This window comes from Mucilaginibacter sp. UYNi724, assembly GCF_054057495.1.
In genome coordinates this window covers 200,011-216,483 of record NZ_JBSRZI010000004.1, presented here as the reverse complement: position 1 = coordinate 216,483, position 16,473 = coordinate 200,011, and the positions used below count along the sequence as shown (strand labels likewise).

Below are 16,473 nucleotides of genomic sequence, written 5' to 3'. Positions count from 1 at the left end.
TTACAAGTTCCCCGCAAAACGGGGGACTTTTTTTATTTTTGGCACATGGCAATCATTCTATTTGACGACGACGCTCGTAATACCCTTCTGCCGTTAACATACACCCGCCCGGTTGCCGATCTGCGAATAGGGATCCTTACTATCGCCGAAAAATGGGCTAAATGCTTAAACTCCGAATTTTCTTTCCGTACCGAAGCTTACCTGCAGGCTAAGTTTCCGCTCAATATCCAGGATGATAATATTTTCATCAACGGCTCTGTTTGCCCGGATGAAGCCGTAGTTGCAGCTATAAACAATTTAAATAGTGGCGGGGCTTTAAGGTACCGCGACAAACTGATCGCCGTAAAACTGAAAGATGTTTACGCTGATAATTTTGACCCTTACGGTAAATATTCAAACGAAACGGTTTATACCCAAGAGTTAGTGGTGATAACCCATCCCGAAGATATCTTTCGTAAAAACGATACCGAGATCCGCAAGGATTTTAAACTGCTCACCAAAGGCCGCAAGAGCGCCAAACTAAGTAGTACCAATACCATTATTGGCGACGATTTCTTCGCAGAAGAGGGCGCACAGGCCGAATGTTGTACCTTCAGTACTATTAATGGCCCTATTTATTTAGCCGCCGATACCGAGGTTTGGGAAGGCACTAACGTGCGCGGTCCGTTTGCTTTATGCGAGTACTCGCAAATAAAAATGGGCACCAAAATTTATGGCGCTACTACCATTGGCCCTTACTGCCGCATAGGTGGCGAGGTTAACAATGCCGTGGTTTGGGGCTACTCTTCAAAAGGCCACGAAGGCTACCTGGGTAATGCCGTGGTAGGCGAGTGGTGCAACCTGGGTGCCGATACCAACAACTCTAACCTTAAAAATAACTACAGCGAAGTTAAGCTTTGGGATTATCCATCGCAAAGCATGCGCCCAACAGGCCTGCAATTTTGCGGCCTCATCATGGCCGACCATGCCAAAAGTGGTATCAACACCATGTTTAACACAGGCACGGTGATTGGTGTAAACGCAAACGTTTTTGGTGGTGGATATCCTCCAAACTACATCCCCGATTTTTCATGGGGTGGGGCCGATGGCTTTGTGGAGTATGGCTTTGATAAAATGATGGAAACTACCGGCCGGGTAATTGCCCGGCGCCCGCACCGCAAATTTGACGATGCCGAGAAAGCGATACTTACCGAGGTGTACGAGTTAACAAAGGTTTATAGAGGGCAATAATTAACTGACCTTTATATTAGCATAATCATAATAATCTTAAAATCAATAAATAATATAGAAATGAGAAAAAAAATTGTAGCCGGAAACTGGAAAATGAACCTTGATTACAGCGAAGGCTTAGCGCTATTTTCTGAAGTAACAAACATGGTTAAAGACGAAGCTACCGGCAGCCAGCAAGTTGTAGTTTGCAGTCCTTTTATTCACCTGCATAGTTTGGCTCAGTTAACCAAGGGCTATACAAACGTAGCTGTTGGCGCGCAAAATGCGCATCAAGCCGAAAACGGCGCTTACACAGGCGAGGTTTCTGCAAAACAAGTTAAATCTACCGGTGCCGAATACGTTATTTTAGGCCACTCGGAACGACGCCAGTACTTTGGCGAAAGCAACGAGTTGTTAGCTAAAAAAACCGATACTGCTTTGGCTAATGGTTTAAAACCAATTTTCTGTATCGGCGAAACCTTACAGCAGCGCGAAGCTAATGAGCATTTCGACATCATCAAAAGCCAGTTGGCAGAAGGTGTATTCCATTTAGATGCCGATAAAATTGGCCAGATAGTTTTGGCATACGAGCCGGTTTGGGCAATTGGTACAGGTGTTACAGCAACATCAGACCAGGCGCAGGAGATCCACGCGTTTATCCGTGCAGAACTTGCTGCAAAATACGGCCAGCAGGTTGCTGATGACACTACTATCCTTTACGGCGGTAGCTGTAACCCTAAAAATGCTGCCGAGCTGTTTGCCTGCGCGGATATCGATGGCGGCCTTATCGGCGGCGCATCCCTAAAATCGCGCGACTTTACAGATATCGTTAAAGCTTTCAATTAATATTTTAGTATCGAGTAACAAGTATCAGGTATCAAGATGCCGGTTTAGTCTTGCTACTTGATACTCAATACTTCATACTATCTTCATGAATTATTACGAGTTACTCTTCACCACCATACCTACCGAAGCTTACCAGCAGGACCTGCTGATAGGTGCTTTGGGCGAAATTGGCTTTGATACTTTTGAAGAGGTCGACCTGGGCTTTAAGGCCTATGTCCCTGTTGATGATTTTAACCAGGAACTGGTTGATGATACGCTGGAGATCTATCGGGAGATGTTCGATTTTAGTTATGAGATAACGCTTATCCCGCAAAAGAATTGGAACGAGGTTTGGGAAAGTAACTTTGAGCCAATACAGATAAGCGACCAGGTTTTTGTACGCGCCACCTTCCACGAGCCGAAGCCGGAGTTCCCTTACGAGATCGTAATAGACCCTAAAATGGCTTTTGGTACAGGTCATCACCAAACCACCGCCATGATGATGGGACTAATGCTGGAGAACGATTTTGCCGGCAAAAAGGTGTTGGATATGGGTTGCGGTACGGGCATCCTCGCTATCCTTGCCGCCAAACTTGGTGCAACAGATATTACCGCTATAGATTATGATGTGGTTTGTTACGATAGCACCATAGAGAACTCGGCGCTGAACAATATCAACAATATTAAAGCCCTTTGCGGTTCAAAAGAAGCTATCCCTGATGAGCAATACGATATTATCCTGGCAAACATCAACCGCAATATCCTCTTAGACCAAATGTCAAGCTACGCCGAAGTTTTAAAACCCGGCGGCGAGATTTATTTCAGCGGTTTTTATGAAGATCCCGATCTTGACATTATCACACAGGAAGCAGCGAAATACAATCTCAAATACATCACCCACAAAAAAGATAAAGAGTGGGTAGCAGCTAAATTTATTAGTTGAGTGGATTATAAATGATTACACCGATTATCAGTGTAATCATTTAAATCAATTTAGTTACAAATTATTAATATCCTACCGTAAACCTTGCCTTAACGTACTGGTTGTTCTCCAATTCGTTAAATATCGCCACGGCCAAATCGGCTGTAGAAATGTCGTTTTTACCTTCTGCATCAAAAACGGGGCTTTCGGTACCTAAACGGAAGGTGCCGGTACGCTCGCCGGGGTGGAGGTTAATGGCAGGGCTCAGGAAAGTCCAGTCTAACTCGTTTTCGTTACGCAATTCGGTCAGATAATCACGCGCTGCGCTGGCACCGGGATAATATTCTTTCGGGAAATGCGGGCCATCTACCAGTTGTTTCCCATCAATAAACAAACTGCCTGCACCACCAATAGTTAAAAAGCGTTTCACGCCCGCCTTTTTGGTAGCCGACTGTATATCTCTCGATCCCTTCAGGAAATCATTATACAAGTTAGGGTTGGTCCACCCGGCGTTAAAAGAGTTTACCACCGCATCATGTCCGGATAATACCGAAGCCAACGCATCAACATCGCTTACATCTGCCGCTACAGCTGTTACGCCTGCTGCTTTTTCTACCTTATCGGTGTGGCGCGCAATGGCGGTTATCTCATATCCGCGTAGTACACCTTCTTTTACTAATTCTGCGCCAACAAAACCTGTCGCGCCTATTATTGCTATTTTCATAATGTGTTGTTTTATATGTAATTAAATTTGTTACAGTTTTATATAAATTTTTTTAATCGAATTTTTTGCAAAACTCGCCCAGGTTAGTGTTGCCCAGTTTATTTAACATGGTTTGTTCTATCTCGTTCTCAAGATCTTTTAAATGCGTATTTATTTGCTTGCCAATAGGGCAGGCGGGGTTAGGCTGGTTTTTAGCCTGGCCTAATATGGCATCGGGCTTTACAGCCTCGTATATGCTTGCAAGGCTTATAGCCGTCCCCGCTTTACTTAGTTTGTATCCGCCATTTTTTCCTTGTTGGCTAATAATTAGTTGGTGTTTGATAAGGTTACTCAATTCCTTACGCACCAAAACCGGGTTCACGTTTATGCTCCCCGCCATATAGTCGGACGATAGCACTTCTTTCGATGCGCAAAGCAACGTCATAATATGCATAGCTATTGGGAACCTTCCGTTCATAATTAATTGTAATGTTTTTTATTACAGTACAAATGTACATGTATGATTTGTTAAAGCAAGGAATATGGTAAACATAATTTATTTATGAACCCATCGTGACAAAGCAACAATATTTACCGCCTAAATTTGTTTTATACTAACCTTTAGACCATCCCGGTCAAGGTATTTAAGCTCGTCAATATGAAAACCTATCTCGTACCTGTCGATTTTTCTGACGCCGCTTTCAACGCCGCTAATTTCGCCGCCCAATTAAGTCAGCAAAGTAGCGTGACTACGTTAATTTTGATGAACGCCTATTATATTTCGCCTTACGAAACCATGCTACCCAACCCGGATATGGTGATGATGCGTGAGGAAGAAATAGAAGAGGAAGCCAAAGACCGCATCCTTCAATTGGGCAAGCTGAAGCACAGCCTAAGCAAATTTGTACGTGATGGTGTTGAGATTGTAACGAGGTTAAACCGGTCGCATTTGTTGCGCGCGGTGGTAGATGTTGTGGATGAGCAAGACGTTGACCTGGTGATATTAGGCAGTATTGGCAACAGTACTGTTAGGGATAATACCCCCGGCATTGGCGACCACGTGATAAAAATATCTAAACTAAGCCCGGCACCGGTTATTGTGGTGCCACCAGATTACCGTTACCAACTGATAAACGAAGCCGTTATAGCCTGCGACTTTAAAAAGGTAAAAGAGAATATCCCAATGGCGTTTTTGAATAAACTATTGGGTAAGCAGGCGATTAAACTATTGGTTTTAAATATTGATACCGAAGGTAAACATACGGGCAAAGATCCGCAGCAGCTTGCCGAAGAAAGCGCCTTGCATGATATGCTTAAAGTATTTAAGCCTAAATATTTTTACGAGAACCATGCCGATATCCTATCAGGAATACTTGATTTTGCTAAAGAGCAAAAAGCACAAATGTTGATCGCATTACCGCATAATTATAGTTTTTTGCAGTCGATATTGCATAGCAGCATATCGCAACGCCTGGCTAAGAATTCGACAGTGCCGGTTTTATTATTGAAATGACACAATGAGTAAATTAATTTGCTGTACCAGCTGTTTTTGTGTTAATTTGTCGCATAATTGCTACACTAATATTTATTAATGAGGGTACATTTTATAGCGATAGGGGGAAGCGCCATGCACAACCTTGCCATCGCTCTTCATAAAAAAGGATTTAACGTTACCGGTTCTGATGATGTACTGTTCGAGCCCTCGGCTTCGCGCCTGGGTAAATATGGTATTTTGCCCGTGCGGGAGGGATGGGATGCCGGAAAGATAACCACCGACCTTGACGCCGTTATACTTGGGATGCACGCCCGGATAGATAATCCCGAACTGCTAAAAGCACAGGAACTTGGAGTTAAGATCTATTCGTATCCAGATTATATCTACGAGCAATCTAAAGACAAACTGCGCGTTGTAATTGGCGGCAGCCATGGTAAAACCACCATTACAAGCATGATACTGCATGTGTTGCAAGAGGCAGGTAAAAAGTTTGACTACCTGGTAGGCGCACAGCTGGAAGGTTTTGAAACCATGGTTGGACTTACACATGATGCCCCGGTGATCATTATCGAGGGCGACGAGTACCTCGCTTCGCCGATAGACAGACGACCCAAATTCCATATTTACAAAGCGGATATCGGGGTGATAAGCGGTATCGCCTGGGATCATATCAATGTGTTCCCTACGTTTGATAATTATATCGATCAGTTCAGGATCTTCGCGGAAACTATCCAACCAAACGGCAGGCTTATCTACAGCGAAACCGACGATGTATTGAATGCCATGGTGAAAGGCCTTGATGTATCCGTACCTAAAATACCGTATAATTTACCCGAATACACAATAGATAACGGTATAACCAGCATTACATCCGCAGGTAAAACCTATGCGCTTGAAGTATTTGGACAGCATAACCTGCTGAACATGCAGGCCGCCCGTTTAGTGTGCGAGGCGTTGGATATTACTACGGCCGATTTTTACCACTACATAACCACCTTTAAAGGCGCGGCCCGCAGGCTGGAGGTAGTAGGCAAAAGTGACAATGCCACCATCTTTAAAGATTTTGCGCATTCGCCATCCAAGCTAACGGCTACCATAGATGCGGTAAAGGCACAATTTCCTGACAGGCAATTGATTGCATGCATAGAATTGCATACATTTAGCAGCTTAAATAAAGATTTTTTGAACGAATATGCCGGAACGATGAACAAGGCCGACAAGGCGATTGTGTTTATAGACCGTAAAACATTTGAACAGAAAAAGATAGAACCATACCCGGCCGAGGCTGTAAAAAGTGCCTTTGCTAATGCCGATTTGCTGTTTTTTAACCAACCGGCAGAATTACTTACATACCTGGAAGGCCTGGACATTGCCAACAGCAGTTTGCTGATGATGAGTTCCGGTAATTTTGGAGGTATAAATTTAGTAGAAATTAAAAATAATTTACTATAAATTTGCTGATTGTTAGTTTGTTATTGAAAAAAATTGTAACTTTATTAACTATTGCGAAACCTTACCTAATTAAAGTTTATATATGAAGACACTTGGAAAAAAGATCCGGTTATTACGCCACCAAAAAGGGTGGAGCCAGGAAGAAGTTGCTAAACGTTTAGACATCTCTATCCCTGCATTCTCTAAAATTGAAACCGGGATCACCGATATAAACCTTTCTCGCCTTGAGCAGATCTCGGTTTTGTTCGAAATGTCTGTAGTTCAGTTGCTTACTTATAACGAAGTAGAGCAGGATAAACAAATTGCCAGCGAGCTGGAGAACGTTAACAAGAAGTTGATGGACCGCGAAACTGAGGTGATAGACCTGCAGAAAAAGGTTATTGAGCTTTTTGAGGAACTGCGCCATAAAAAAGTAGCTACCGCCTAAAAATATCAATTAATAAGCCCGGATGATTATTCGGGCTTATTAAATAAATACCGCATAGTTAAATGCTTTTTGCCAAATGTTGCACCTACAGCGGTGTGGATGGCAATCATTTTCTCGTTAAAATCGCCCACCCACGATAATTCCAGTTCATCGTATTGCTTTAGGGGTAGCACGTATTCTTTCAGTTTGATGAACAAGCAAGATTCAAGACCATGTTTCTGGTACTTTTGTTTGGTGCCCATTACAATGGCCCTCATCCGCGATACACCTTTCCACTTGCGGTATAAAAACGTCAGTTTCGCCCATAAATTAAGTTTGCCATTCAATGGTTTTATCATTTGGTTAGCATCGGGCAATATTACAATGAATGATGCCGGCTCGCCGTTTACGTAGGCAAACCATATCAACCGCTCATCCATAATCGCCTTCATTTTCTCAAAGCTCTCCAATATTGTAGAATGCGTTATCGGTACAAATTTTTCAAAGCCCTGCCAGGCATCGTTATAAATCTCTATAAAATCGGCAGCGAATTTTTCTATTTGTGATGTTTTAAAATGCTCAAAGCTGTAGCCGGGTTTTTGGATAACCCAATTGGCAATTTTTGTGAACCGTTCCGAAAACGGCTTGTGCACATTTAGGTGATTGGTGATCTGCTCGTACTGGGTTGTAAAGCCGTAATCTTCAAAAAATGCCTTGTAATACCAGTGGTTATAATTCATCCCGTAAGATGGTGGCGTAAAGCCCTCTACCAGCAACCCCCAAAAGTTATCGTTCTCGCCAAAATTGATGGGGCCATCCATGGCTTGCATGCCGTTTTGCTGTAGCCAGCTTTTAGCGGTGTCGAACAATAAAAAGGCGGCTTGTTTATCATCCACACACTCAAAAAAGCCGCAGCCACCGGTGGGTTGCTCGTATTGGTATGCTTTTTCGTTATTTATAAATGCCGCTATCCGGCCAATCAGTTGTCCCGCATCATCCCGTAAAATCCAACGGGTTGCCTTGCCATGATTATGGAAGTTGTTCTTAGCCGGATTAAAAACTGCCTCGATATCATTATCCAGCGGGCACACCCAGTTCGCATCACCTTTATAGATAATACGTGCGACATCTAAAAATGCCGTTTTATTAGCCTTGCTTTTAACTTCGGTAAGCTTCATCCGGTTGGGGGAAATGTGGGTTTGGCGGTTACAAAAAAAGCATCCAGCGCGGGCCGAATGCTTGTAAATATATCGTTTGCCGACTATATAATATTAGTCGTCGTCTTCGTCGTCGTAAGGGTCATAACTTGTGTCAAAGCTACCCAGGTCATCATCCAGCGGGGTGTCTTCGTCAAAGTCCTCATCTTCGTCTTCTGCCTTTTTACCCGGTTTTGGATCTTCATCATCAAAATCATCATCCTCGTCGTCGTTGATCTTTTTGGTAGAAGTAGTCAAAGGTTTTTTTGGAGTTGCCATTTTAATAAATGTTTATTCGTTAAAATTTATATCTGTTAAACCGATTGTTTAGTCATTTTTTGTTCTGCTATATTCAGCATTATTTATGAGTAAAAATAATTAAAATCATTCTTAATTAAAATCATTTTTCACATTATTCCGTTTGCTCGCCAATGATGGTGCTACCGTCGTTAATTTCCTTTAGCTGTGGCAGTTCGCTAATGTCGTTTATGCCAAAATAATCCATAAACAAACCGCTGGTGCCGTAAAGGATAGGTTTCCCCACACTTTCCGACTTTCCCGTGATGGCTATAAGTTCCTTTTCCAATAATTTTTGGATCGAATAATCGCAATTTACACCGCGGATCTGCTCCACATCTGTTTTAGTAACGGGCTGTTTGTAGGCGATAATGGCAAGGGTTTCCAGGGCGGCCTGGCTCAGTTTTTTCTTAGAGCGTTGCAATTGCAACAAGCTGATGGCCGCATGGTATTTCTTTTTGGTAAGAAACTGGTACGCGTTATTGATCTTCACCACCTCGATAGCGATGGCGTCGTCCAGGTATTTTTGGGTGATGGTGTCTATCTGTTTCGTCACCTCATCGGCGGTGTAATCGTGCTCAAACGAAGCTTGCAGGCAGTAAATGATCTCCTCGGTACGGATCCCCTGCTCTGATGCAAAAATTAACGCTTCGATATATTGCTCGGTGTTATCCATGGGGTGCAAATATATTCAATTAGTAATTTGGTGAATGGTTGAATTAGCGATTTGCAAATGTACCAGTAAACTCAATTATGGCGTTGCCTGCGGCCCGCGCTATCCGCTGCAAGTCCTCGCTACGCACCGGGCTTTACGCTGCTATCGCTAACGCGGAAAATATGTCAATGACCGCGTGGATAAGGCGTGAAACAAATCTCTTGATTATCTCTCTCTTAATAATCTATCACCTGCTCTTCAATTTCGGCAGGCACGTCGCGCCAGTCGTATTTTTGGGTGCGCAACTGCGGTTCAAAGCCCGCTTCTTTGATAGAATCCTGAATGCCTTTGGCGGTGAAACGGTGAGGTGCGCCCGCGGCAGATACCACGTTCTCCTCGATCATTATCGACCCGAAATCGTTAGCGCCGGCATGCAGGCAAAGTTGCGCCACCTGTTTACCTACCGTTAACCACGATGCCTGGATGTTTTTAACATTCGGCAGCATAATACGGCTAAGGGCTATCATGCGGATATATTCGTCGCCGGTAACGTTGTTGGTGATACCGCGTACTTTTTTTAATAAAGTGCCGTCATCCTGGAAAGGCCACGGGATAAACGCCACAAAACCGTGATTACCTTCCGGCTTCTCTGACTGTACCTCGCGGATCCATACCAGGTGCTCAAAGCGTTCCTCAATGGTTTCGATATGGCCAAACATCATGGTGGCCGATGTTGGCAGGTTAAGCTGATGTGCTGCACGCATTACGTCCAGCCATTCCCGGCCGCCACATTTACCTTTCGAAATTAGGCGGCGTACACGGTCGTTCAGAATCTCAGCACCTGCACCCGGCAGCGAATCTAAGCCCGACTCTTTCATTGCCTTCAACACATCGTAATGGCTCATGCTTTCCAATTTAGCCACGTGGGCAATTTCGGGCGGGCCTAACGAGTGTAGTTTAAGCTTAGGGTAAAGTTGCTTCAACTCGCGGAAAAGATCGGTATAAAATTGAAGGCCCAGATCAGGGTGGTGGCCGCCTTGCAATAAAAGCTGGTCGCCGCCAAGGCGGAAGGTTTCTTCTATCTTTGTTTTATAGGTCTCGATATCGGTAATGTAGGCATCGTCGTGCCCGGGGCGGCGGAAGAAATTACAGAACTTACAGTTAGCGATACAAACGTTGGTGGTGTTAACGTTGCGGTCTATCTGCCAGGTAACTTTGCCATGCGGCACCTGAATTTTACGCAGTTCGTTGGCTACGTACATCAAGTCGGCCGTAGAGGCATTGTTATAAAGGTAAACCCCTTCATCAATGCTCAAAAAATCAAAAGCTAAAGCACGCTGCAACAGTTCGGCTGTATTCATGTACAAATATACGTAGTGGGAGGGTAAAGGCGAAAAGTAAAAGCGGAAAGGTGTTATTGGGTTGACAATAGCCAAACTTAACTGCCAACCACTTCACCCTTATCCAATCTCAAAACCCTGTCCACGCTATCCGGTATCTCGTGCTGGTAGTGGGTAACATATATTAACGTTACATTACTGATGCTGCAAATGGCATCTACCACGCTTTTAAAATGCCGCTGCTGATGGTCGTCCAATCCCTGGCAAGGTTCATCAAATATAAGCAGTGCGGGGTTTTTGATCAACGAGCGGGCAAGCAGGCACAGGCGCTGCGCGCTGGCGGGGATGTTCTTAAGTAGTTGGCGCGCGTATTTATCTATCTCTAAAGCTTTCATCCAGTTGAGCGCCAAGTCAGCGCGTGATTTTACACTTGGGCGGAACAGGCCAAGCGTATCGTAAAAACCGCTTTCTATCACCTGCAGGCAAGAGTTATCCGTCGGGAAGTACTGGTAAAGTTCGGGCGATACAAAACCGATCTTACTTTTAATATCCCAGATGCTTTCGCCTGTGCCGCGTTTTTTATCAAACAGGATAATGTTGTTAGCGTAGGCCTGCGGGTTGTCGCCATTAATAAGACTCAGTAACGTAGATTTCCCCGAGCCGTTTGGCCCAAGCAAAGCCCAGCGTTCGCCGGGGTTTATTTTCCAGTTTACATTGTTCAGAATGGTTTTGTCGCCGTATTGGATATGCACATCGGCCATAGTTACAATTTGGTTGTAATGATGGCTTGTGTTGTGGTTTGCTAATAATTGTTTAAGCGCGCCAGTATCAACCACCGCTTTTTCTGAGGACTGCGGCCTGGTCTGTTCAAACTCTTGCCTGGTAACGCTTTGGCTAATTGTGCCATCGTGCAAAACCGCTACATGGGTGATACAATCCGGGATTTCGAATGCCGATGTAGCCATAATTATGCTGATGCCCGATGCGGATATTTCATTCAGTAAAGTGTTAAATGATCTGCGCGTTTCCACATCCAGCCCGGTCATGGGGTTATCTAATAGCAGTATCAGCGGGTTTTTAAGCAGGGCGGCGGCTATCATTAACCGTTTGGTTTCGCCGTTGGATAGTTTAATGGTTTGCTTATCAAGAAGGGTAATTAGGTTTAACGCGATAACTGTCTTGTCAAATGTCCAGTAAGCGGGTTTATGCTGATTTACCTTTACCGTTTGCAGGTATTGGCGCACGGTAAGGGTATCTTCCGAGTCGGACGAGTTGTAACGCTGCTGGTAATAAAAATCGGACGTGTTGGACAGCGTTTTAAAGTGGTGCTTTGCCCCGGTAAACGCAATAAATTGATGGAACGTAAGCAGCGTATCGCCGCTAAATTGTTTGTGTATATCATCCATGAAATTATAGATGATGCTGCCACTGTTTATACCCGTGTTACCGGCTATAGTTTGCAGTAAAACGCTCTTGCCCGAGCCACTTTTACCAACGAAAGCCCAGTTTTCGCCGTGGTTAAGTTCAAAATTTAAATTTTTAAATAATTGTAGTGTGGCATTCTTTATAGATACGTTTTTTAGGCTAACGAGCGGGTTTTTCATGTTGCGGTGGATTTACACATCGTGACGAAATATTTAGCTGAATGTTAATTTAGAGCAAACAGGAGTATATCAATGGCGTGTTTAATAAAATTTATTAACTTATTAACATTTATTGAATTTATTAAAAAACAATTTTTAGATTAGGAAACCATTATGAACGACAGCCTTTTGAGCAGGCGACAAATTTTTTTTTAGTTTTTTATTATCCCCCCAATAATTGCTATGGAACTATTATTAGTTGCTGTTGAAGCCCTTGTACCAATGAGCCTTTTGGCTATTTTTATTGTATTGATTGCAGTACAATTTTTACCAAGCGACAATACAGAGGCGGAGGAATCTGACTCAAATATGTTGTTGTAATAAGTGGTTTGATTGTTGTAATATGATTTTTATCATAAATTTTTACGATAATCTACCATGAAAAAACTTCACTTATTATTACTCGCATTTGCAGTGTTTGCATTTAGCGGATGCTCTGTTATCGGCGGTATTTTTAAAGCCGGTGCTTATACGGCCATTATTGGTATCGTTATAGTTGTATTACTTATTATTTGGCTTATTTCCGCTTTTAGGCGTAAATCTTAAGCTGGGTTACAGCCCTGCATCAGTTTGATAATGAGCAAGGCAAACAAATAGAAAAGGCGCCCAATTGGGCGCCTTTTCTATTTGTCAATTTTAACGTCTTCGAGTTTCCAGCTTTTACGATCGGCCCAATCGCCGCCGGTGTAGGCTAAATTTACCTGCCAGGCTGTTTTTACAATATGGCCGGTACTATCCTGTGCATCAACAGTAGATGATATGCTGTAATGGTTGTTGGCCGTATCGATCTTCGATTCAAAATCATTTTTGGGAAAGTTTGCCGTACCGGATTGTTTTAGCCTGTCGTTCACAAAAACCTTGGCTATGGCAAATGCTTCTTTAGCGTTGGGCTTGCGGTTTACATGCACCCTGCGGTTTTGTAGTACGCGCAGCATAAATACAATAAATACCAGGGCAAATAAAATACTGAAGATGGTAGCAATACGGATGCGGGGGTGGTGCCTCCAGTGCGTGCTCTTTTTTTCGTCGTTGTTAAGGTTATTCCATTGGGCGTATTTCATGTACAGGGTGTTTCCACATTAAACAATTACACAGGCGAATGTTTTGGAAACGAAAGTATAAGACATAAAAAAACGCCCTTGCAATAAGCAGGGGCGTTTTTCTTAACAAAAAAGATATTACATTTTTTTTGCAGTGTCCATTTTAGCTGAATCCATTTTAGCGGTATCCATTTTAGCAGCTGAATCAACAGTTGAAGCTGAATCCATTTTAGCTGAATCCATTTTAGCTGAATCTGTAGCAGCAGAAGAACCAGAACCTTTACAAGCAGCTGCAGAAACAGCGATAGCTAATGCCAAGAAAGCGATTTTGAATGAATTTTTCATCGTTTTGTTTTTTAAGTGATTTAATAGTTTTTCGTTAGTTAATACCAAAAACAAAAAAAGGTAACCCATTTTTTATAAAAAAAATTTGGGTTACCCTTAAAAAAATTAAATAACTTAAAAAATTACGATGTAACTCTTTACTATTTAACCTGTTAGGTTAAATTATTTTTTAGTAGTATCTTTTTTAGTGGTGTCAACTACAACAGTAGTATCTTTTTTCACAGTTGAATCAACTACAACAGTAGTATCGTTTTTGCTGGTATCAGAAGCTGAATCAGCAGAACCTTTACCTTTACAAGCAACAGCAGAAACAGCGATAGCTAAGAATGCGATTTTGAATGAATTTTTCATGTTTTGTGTTTTATTAATGTGTGTATTTTATTCTTATTGGTTGTTAATACCGCTATCCAAAAAAGGTAACCCAATAAAATAAATTATTTTTTTGTGGTATCAACTTTAACGGTATCAGCACCTTTAACAACGGTGTCTTTACTTACGGTTGAATCTACATTAACAACGGTGTCGTTTTTTGAAGTGTCAACACCATCGGTTGGTTTTTTGCTTTCGCAAGATGCGGCAGTAAACGCGATAGCTAATGCTAAGAAAGCGATCTTGATTGAATTTTTCATGTTTCTGAGTTTATTGTTTTTGTAAGTATTAATATCAAAAAACCCAAAAGGTAACCCAATAAAAACAAAACCCGCTACCTGTTAAGGTGCGGGTTTTGTTTTTGGCTGCTAATTAGAGCCGTCTTTTTTAACGGTATCGGTACCACCCGATCCTGATTTATCGATACCAGTGTCGATTGAATTAGGCGAGCCGTTTTTACCCGCGTTGGTATCTATCTTTGCCGAATCTACTCGTGTGCTATCAGGCACGTGGGTGGAGTTACCGCTTTTACATGCGTTGAGGCTTCCGGCTACCAATAATGCACCAAGGAAAAATTTTACTGAGTTTTTCATACTTGTATAGTTTTTGTTCGTTTACTATCAAACTCAAAATTAATGCCGCGTTATCCTATCAATTATTTACCGATATTGCGCTTTGCCTGAATCTGGCTGTGCAGCATCGGCACGGCATAAAAAAATAAATCAAATTGTTGGGTTACAATTCAATATAAAAAGTATTAAGTAGTGAATAATCAGTTAAATGTGGAAATGCCGACGGATAGTGAAGTGATCATTGGGATCTTAAACAACTCCGACAGTGTTTTGAAAAAGTTATACCTGGCTTATTTCCCTATAGTGTTACAACTCGTTATTAATAATAATGGCGACGAGGATGAGGCTAAGGATATTTACCAGGAAGCTATAATAGTTCTTTACAATAAGGTTAAGCGGGGCGATTTTGAGCTGAGCAGCAAGTTAAAAACCTACATATATTCGATATGCAGGAGATTATGGCTCAAGCGGCTTAAACAACTAAACAAATACGGTGGGGACATTAAAGATTTCCAGGAGTATTTGGCGGTTGAAGACGAGGTGGATAAACACGAGGAACGCGATATGCAGCTCAATAAAATGGGCGACGCTTTAAAGTTACTTGGCGAACCCTGCAAGACCATTATGGAAGATTTTTATATGCACAACCGCAGCATGCAGGATATATGCGAGCGGTTTGGCTACACAAACGCCGATAACGCGAAGACGCAGAAATACAAATGCCTGCAAAGGCTGAAGAAATTATTTTTTCAGCAATAATTAGAGAAGGGGTAAAGAGAATGAAAGATAACCAACTTTTAGAAATGATTGAGCGTTACTTGAGCGGCGAAATGCCTGCTGATGAGCGCAACCAATTTGATGCATTGCGTAAAAAGGATGCAACTATAGACACTAAAATTGCAGAGCACAAAGAGTTTACATCATTATTAAAGCAATATAACGACCGTTTAAGCCTGCAAAGCCGTTTAGACGAGATCCATGATGAGATTGATGTACACACGCTGAAGGAAGACCTGATGGCGCATCCGTCGTGGGTGGTGCAAATGTGGCGTAACCACCACTCTAAGTTCTCGGTGGCGGCGTCTATCGCTATATTTTCGGTATTGCTGGTACTTTACATTACCGGCGACCTAAGCAACCGCGACCCTCGTTTTCAACAATTGAAGCAAGAGGTTGAACGTGTTAAAAAAGAGCAACGTAAGCTGGGCGATAAAACAGACGATATCATCAAATCGGGTAAATCAACCGGGCCGGCTATTTCTGCTAAGTTTAGGGGTACAGGTTTCGCGCTTACAGGTAACGGTTATATTGTCACCAACAACCATGTGGTAAACGGTGCCGATTCTGTTTACGTGCAAAATGCCGAAGGCGAATCATTTCATACCAAGGTTGTTTATACTGATCCTATTTATGATGTGGCTATTTTGCAGATAAACGATGCCGCCTTTAAAAACCTTGGTGCTGTACCTTATAGCTTCAAGAAAAACAAAAGCGATCTGGGCGAGGCGGTTTACACGTTAGGTTACCCCGGTGATGACCTTAAATTTGGCCCCGGTGCATTAACCGCAGGTACAGGTTTCCACGGCGATACTACCGAATACGAATTGTTTATCCCGGTTAACCCGGGTAACAGCGGTGGCCCTTTAATGGACGAGAAAGGTAACATTATTGGTGTTATCAATGGCAAGCAAACCCAAACAACGGGTGTAGCGTTCGCGGTAAAATCAACCTACCTGCTTAAGGCTATCCAAAGCATCCCTGCCGATTCGTTAAACAAATCGCTTACGCTTAACACCAAAAATACTTTAGCTAATCTAAGCCGTACCCAGCAAATTAAAAAGTTGCGTAATTACGTGTTCAGCGTGAAGGTCTACAACCAATAAAAATCAACAATTAATATATCCTAAGAGGGGGGCGAGCAATTGCTTCCCTTTTTTTGTGAGTTATAAGTAACTAATAATTCACACACGCGTCTTATTTTAAACACGCATATATTTATACCCA

At 42.6% G+C, this 16,473-nt stretch carries 22 protein-coding genes; 10 read left to right on the top strand and 12 right to left on the bottom strand.

Annotation, left to right across the window (positions count from 1 at the left end; translation table 11 throughout):
- The first annotated feature begins 45 nt into the window (after window positions 1-45).
- The 3 genes from ACVW0P_RS08410 (at window position 46) to prmA (ending at window position 2,977) form a co-directional block, all read left to right on the top strand.
- Window positions 46-1,230: a putative sugar nucleotidyl transferase gene (locus ACVW0P_RS08410; protein ID WP_457131674.1), complete on the top strand. Its 1,185-nt coding sequence runs from the start codon at window positions 46-48 to the stop codon at window positions 1,228-1,230.
- 60 nt (window positions 1,231-1,290) lie between these two features.
- Window positions 1,291-2,055: a triose-phosphate isomerase gene (gene tpiA / locus ACVW0P_RS08405; protein WP_457131673.1), complete on the top strand. Its 765-nt coding sequence runs from the start codon at window positions 1,291-1,293 to the stop codon at window positions 2,053-2,055.
- An 85-nt stretch (window positions 2,056-2,140) separates the two neighbouring features.
- Entirely contained in the window at window positions 2,141-2,977 is an 837-nt protein-coding gene (gene prmA, locus ACVW0P_RS08400) for a 50S ribosomal protein L11 methyltransferase (RefSeq protein WP_457131672.1), read from the top strand.
- Window positions 2,978-3,041: 64 nt separating this feature from the next.
- Here the strand turns inward: prmA and ACVW0P_RS08395 are convergent, their stop codons facing one another.
- Both ACVW0P_RS08395 and ACVW0P_RS08390 read right to left on the bottom strand, forming a co-directional pair.
- Entirely contained in the window at window positions 3,042-3,680 is a 639-nt protein-coding gene (locus ACVW0P_RS08395) for an NAD(P)-dependent oxidoreductase (RefSeq protein ID WP_457131671.1), read from the bottom strand.
- Between the two features lie 52 nt (window positions 3,681-3,732).
- The gene (locus ACVW0P_RS08390) at window positions 3,733-4,137 is read right to left on the bottom strand and encodes an Rrf2 family transcriptional regulator (RefSeq protein ID WP_457131670.1); all 405 of its coding nucleotides are present in this window, start codon (window positions 4,135-4,137) and stop codon (window positions 3,733-3,735) included.
- A gap of 180 nt (window positions 4,138-4,317) precedes the next feature.
- On the opposite strand from ACVW0P_RS08390, the gene ACVW0P_RS08385 reads away from it, so the two are divergent.
- The 3 genes from ACVW0P_RS08385 to ACVW0P_RS08375 all read left to right on the top strand — a co-directional run bounded on the left by ACVW0P_RS08385 (window position 4,318) and on the right by ACVW0P_RS08375 (window position 7,033).
- Window positions 4,318-5,172, top strand: a complete 855-nt coding sequence (locus ACVW0P_RS08385; RefSeq protein WP_457131669.1) for a universal stress protein — start codon at window positions 4,318-4,320, stop codon at window positions 5,170-5,172.
- A 78-nt stretch (window positions 5,173-5,250) separates the two neighbouring features.
- Complete coding sequence (locus ACVW0P_RS08380; protein ID WP_457131668.1) at window positions 5,251-6,606, top strand: UDP-N-acetylmuramate--L-alanine ligase; 1,356 nt, start codon at window positions 5,251-5,253, stop codon at window positions 6,604-6,606.
- A gap of 82 nt (window positions 6,607-6,688) precedes the next feature.
- Entirely contained in the window at window positions 6,689-7,033 is a 345-nt protein-coding gene (locus tag ACVW0P_RS08375; protein WP_354431131.1) for a helix-turn-helix domain-containing protein, read from the top strand.
- Window positions 7,034-7,059: 26 nt separating this feature from the next.
- On the opposite strand, the gene ACVW0P_RS08370 is transcribed toward ACVW0P_RS08375, so the two are convergent.
- From ACVW0P_RS08370 to ACVW0P_RS08350, 5 genes are all read right to left on the bottom strand, one after another.
- Window positions 7,060-8,190, bottom strand: coding sequence for a GNAT family N-acetyltransferase (locus tag ACVW0P_RS08370; protein ID WP_457131667.1), 1,131 nt, complete (start codon window positions 8,188-8,190; stop codon window positions 7,060-7,062).
- A 93-nt stretch (window positions 8,191-8,283) separates the two neighbouring features.
- Window positions 8,284-8,487, bottom strand: coding sequence for a hypothetical protein (locus ACVW0P_RS08365; RefSeq protein ID WP_457131666.1), 204 nt, complete (start codon window positions 8,485-8,487; stop codon window positions 8,284-8,286).
- A gap of 133 nt (window positions 8,488-8,620) precedes the next feature.
- Window positions 8,621-9,181 carry an SMC-Scp complex subunit ScpB gene (gene scpB / locus ACVW0P_RS08360; RefSeq protein WP_457131665.1) on the bottom strand — a complete coding sequence of 187 codons (561 nt, stop codon included), beginning with the start codon at window positions 9,179-9,181 and terminating at the stop codon, window positions 8,621-8,623.
- Between the two features lie 215 nt (window positions 9,182-9,396).
- A complete protein-coding gene (mqnC, locus tag ACVW0P_RS08355) occupies window positions 9,397-10,521 on the bottom strand; it encodes a cyclic dehypoxanthinyl futalosine synthase (protein WP_354431127.1) in 1,125 nt (374 codons plus the stop codon).
- A gap of 77 nt (window positions 10,522-10,598) precedes the next feature.
- Complete coding sequence (locus tag ACVW0P_RS08350) at window positions 10,599-12,104, bottom strand: ATP-binding cassette domain-containing protein (protein ID WP_457131664.1); 1,506 nt, start codon at window positions 12,102-12,104, stop codon at window positions 10,599-10,601.
- A 222-nt stretch (window positions 12,105-12,326) separates the two neighbouring features.
- On the opposite strand from ACVW0P_RS08350, the gene ACVW0P_RS08345 reads away from it, so the two are divergent.
- The gene (locus tag ACVW0P_RS08345) at window positions 12,327-12,464 is read left to right on the top strand and encodes a hypothetical protein (protein WP_354431125.1); all 138 of its coding nucleotides are present in this window, start codon (window positions 12,327-12,329) and stop codon (window positions 12,462-12,464) included.
- 57 nt (window positions 12,465-12,521) lie between these two features.
- On the top strand, window positions 12,522-12,689 hold the full coding sequence (locus ACVW0P_RS08340; protein ID WP_354431124.1) for a hypothetical protein: 168 nt from the start codon (window positions 12,522-12,524) through the stop codon (window positions 12,687-12,689).
- A 77-nt stretch (window positions 12,690-12,766) separates the two neighbouring features.
- Here ACVW0P_RS08340 and ACVW0P_RS08335 read toward each other — a convergent pair whose 3' ends face one another.
- From ACVW0P_RS08335 to ACVW0P_RS08315, 5 genes are all read right to left on the bottom strand, one after another.
- Window positions 12,767-13,204, bottom strand: coding sequence for a hypothetical protein (locus ACVW0P_RS08335; RefSeq protein WP_354431123.1), 438 nt, complete (start codon window positions 13,202-13,204; stop codon window positions 12,767-12,769).
- Between the two features lie 117 nt (window positions 13,205-13,321).
- Window positions 13,322-13,528: a hypothetical protein gene (locus ACVW0P_RS08330; protein ID WP_354431122.1), complete on the bottom strand. Its 207-nt coding sequence runs from the start codon at window positions 13,526-13,528 to the stop codon at window positions 13,322-13,324.
- Between the two features lie 162 nt (window positions 13,529-13,690).
- Window positions 13,691-13,879 (bottom strand): hypothetical protein, encoded by a 189-nt coding sequence (locus tag ACVW0P_RS08325; RefSeq protein WP_457131663.1) that lies wholly within the window; start codon window positions 13,877-13,879, stop codon window positions 13,691-13,693.
- An 83-nt stretch (window positions 13,880-13,962) separates the two neighbouring features.
- Window positions 13,963-14,157: a hypothetical protein gene (locus ACVW0P_RS08320; RefSeq protein ID WP_457131662.1), complete on the bottom strand. Its 195-nt coding sequence runs from the start codon at window positions 14,155-14,157 to the stop codon at window positions 13,963-13,965.
- Window positions 14,158-14,265: 108 nt separating this feature from the next.
- Window positions 14,266-14,490, bottom strand: a complete 225-nt coding sequence (locus tag ACVW0P_RS08315) for a hypothetical protein (RefSeq protein ID WP_457131661.1) — start codon at window positions 14,488-14,490, stop codon at window positions 14,266-14,268.
- Window positions 14,491-14,685: 195 nt separating this feature from the next.
- Between ACVW0P_RS08315 and ACVW0P_RS08310 the strand changes: the two genes are divergently transcribed.
- Entirely contained in the window at window positions 14,686-15,228 is a 543-nt protein-coding gene (locus tag ACVW0P_RS08310; protein WP_457131758.1) for an RNA polymerase sigma factor, read from the top strand.
- Window positions 15,229-15,248: 20 nt separating this feature from the next.
- Complete coding sequence (locus tag ACVW0P_RS08305) at window positions 15,249-16,352, top strand: S1C family serine protease (protein ID WP_457131660.1); 1,104 nt, start codon at window positions 15,249-15,251, stop codon at window positions 16,350-16,352.
- Window positions 16,353-16,473: the final 121 nt, after the last annotated feature.

Bases quoted from the DNA above. Each gene is read 5' to 3' on its own strand.
- prmA (WP_457131672.1), top strand. From the start codon at position 2,141: ATGAATTATTACGAGTTACTCTTCACCACCATACCTACCGAAGCTTAC.
- scpB (WP_457131665.1), bottom strand. From the start codon at position 9,181: ATGGATAACACCGAGCAATATATCGAAGCGTTAATTTTTGCATCAGAG.
- ACVW0P_RS08370 (WP_457131667.1), bottom strand. From the start codon at position 8,190: ATGAAGCTTACCGAAGTTAAAAGCAAGGCTAATAAAACGGCATTTTTA.
- ACVW0P_RS08350 (WP_457131664.1), bottom strand. From the start codon at position 12,104: ATGAAAAACCCGCTCGTTAGCCTAAAAAACGTATCTATAAAGAATGCC.
- ACVW0P_RS08345 (WP_354431125.1), top strand. From the start codon at position 12,327: ATGGAACTATTATTAGTTGCTGTTGAAGCCCTTGTACCAATGAGCCTT.
- ACVW0P_RS08335 (WP_354431123.1), bottom strand. From the start codon at position 13,204: ATGAAATACGCCCAATGGAATAACCTTAACAACGACGAAAAAAAGAGC.
- ACVW0P_RS08390 (WP_457131670.1), bottom strand. From the start codon at position 4,137: ATGAACGGAAGGTTCCCAATAGCTATGCATATTATGACGTTGCTTTGC.
- ACVW0P_RS08365 (WP_457131666.1), bottom strand. From the start codon at position 8,487: ATGGCAACTCCAAAAAAACCTTTGACTACTTCTACCAAAAAGATCAAC.
- ACVW0P_RS08320 (WP_457131662.1), bottom strand. From the start codon at position 14,157: ATGAAAAATTCAATCAAGATCGCTTTCTTAGCATTAGCTATCGCGTTT.
- ACVW0P_RS08410 (WP_457131674.1), top strand. From the start codon at position 46: ATGGCAATCATTCTATTTGACGACGACGCTCGTAATACCCTTCTGCCG.
- ACVW0P_RS08380 (WP_457131668.1), top strand. From the start codon at position 5,251: ATGAGGGTACATTTTATAGCGATAGGGGGAAGCGCCATGCACAACCTT.
- ACVW0P_RS08305 (WP_457131660.1), top strand. From the start codon at position 15,249: ATGAAAGATAACCAACTTTTAGAAATGATTGAGCGTTACTTGAGCGGC.
- ACVW0P_RS08375 (WP_354431131.1), top strand. From the start codon at position 6,689: ATGAAGACACTTGGAAAAAAGATCCGGTTATTACGCCACCAAAAAGGG.
- mqnC (WP_354431127.1), bottom strand. From the start codon at position 10,521: ATGAATACAGCCGAACTGTTGCAGCGTGCTTTAGCTTTTGATTTTTTG.
- ACVW0P_RS08325 (WP_457131663.1), bottom strand. From the start codon at position 13,879: ATGAAAAATTCATTCAAAATCGCATTCTTAGCTATCGCTGTTTCTGCT.
- ACVW0P_RS08315 (WP_457131661.1), bottom strand. From the start codon at position 14,490: ATGAAAAACTCAGTAAAATTTTTCCTTGGTGCATTATTGGTAGCCGGA.
- ACVW0P_RS08330 (WP_354431122.1), bottom strand. From the start codon at position 13,528: ATGAAAAATTCATTCAAAATCGCTTTCTTGGCATTAGCTATCGCTGTT.
- ACVW0P_RS08340 (WP_354431124.1), top strand. From the start codon at position 12,522: ATGAAAAAACTTCACTTATTATTACTCGCATTTGCAGTGTTTGCATTT.
- tpiA (WP_457131673.1), top strand. From the start codon at position 1,291: ATGAGAAAAAAAATTGTAGCCGGAAACTGGAAAATGAACCTTGATTAC.
- ACVW0P_RS08385 (WP_457131669.1), top strand. From the start codon at position 4,318: ATGAAAACCTATCTCGTACCTGTCGATTTTTCTGACGCCGCTTTCAAC.
- ACVW0P_RS08395 (WP_457131671.1), bottom strand. From the start codon at position 3,680: ATGAAAATAGCAATAATAGGCGCGACAGGTTTTGTTGGCGCAGAATTA.
- ACVW0P_RS08310 (WP_457131758.1), top strand. From the start codon at position 14,686: ATGCCGACGGATAGTGAAGTGATCATTGGGATCTTAAACAACTCCGAC.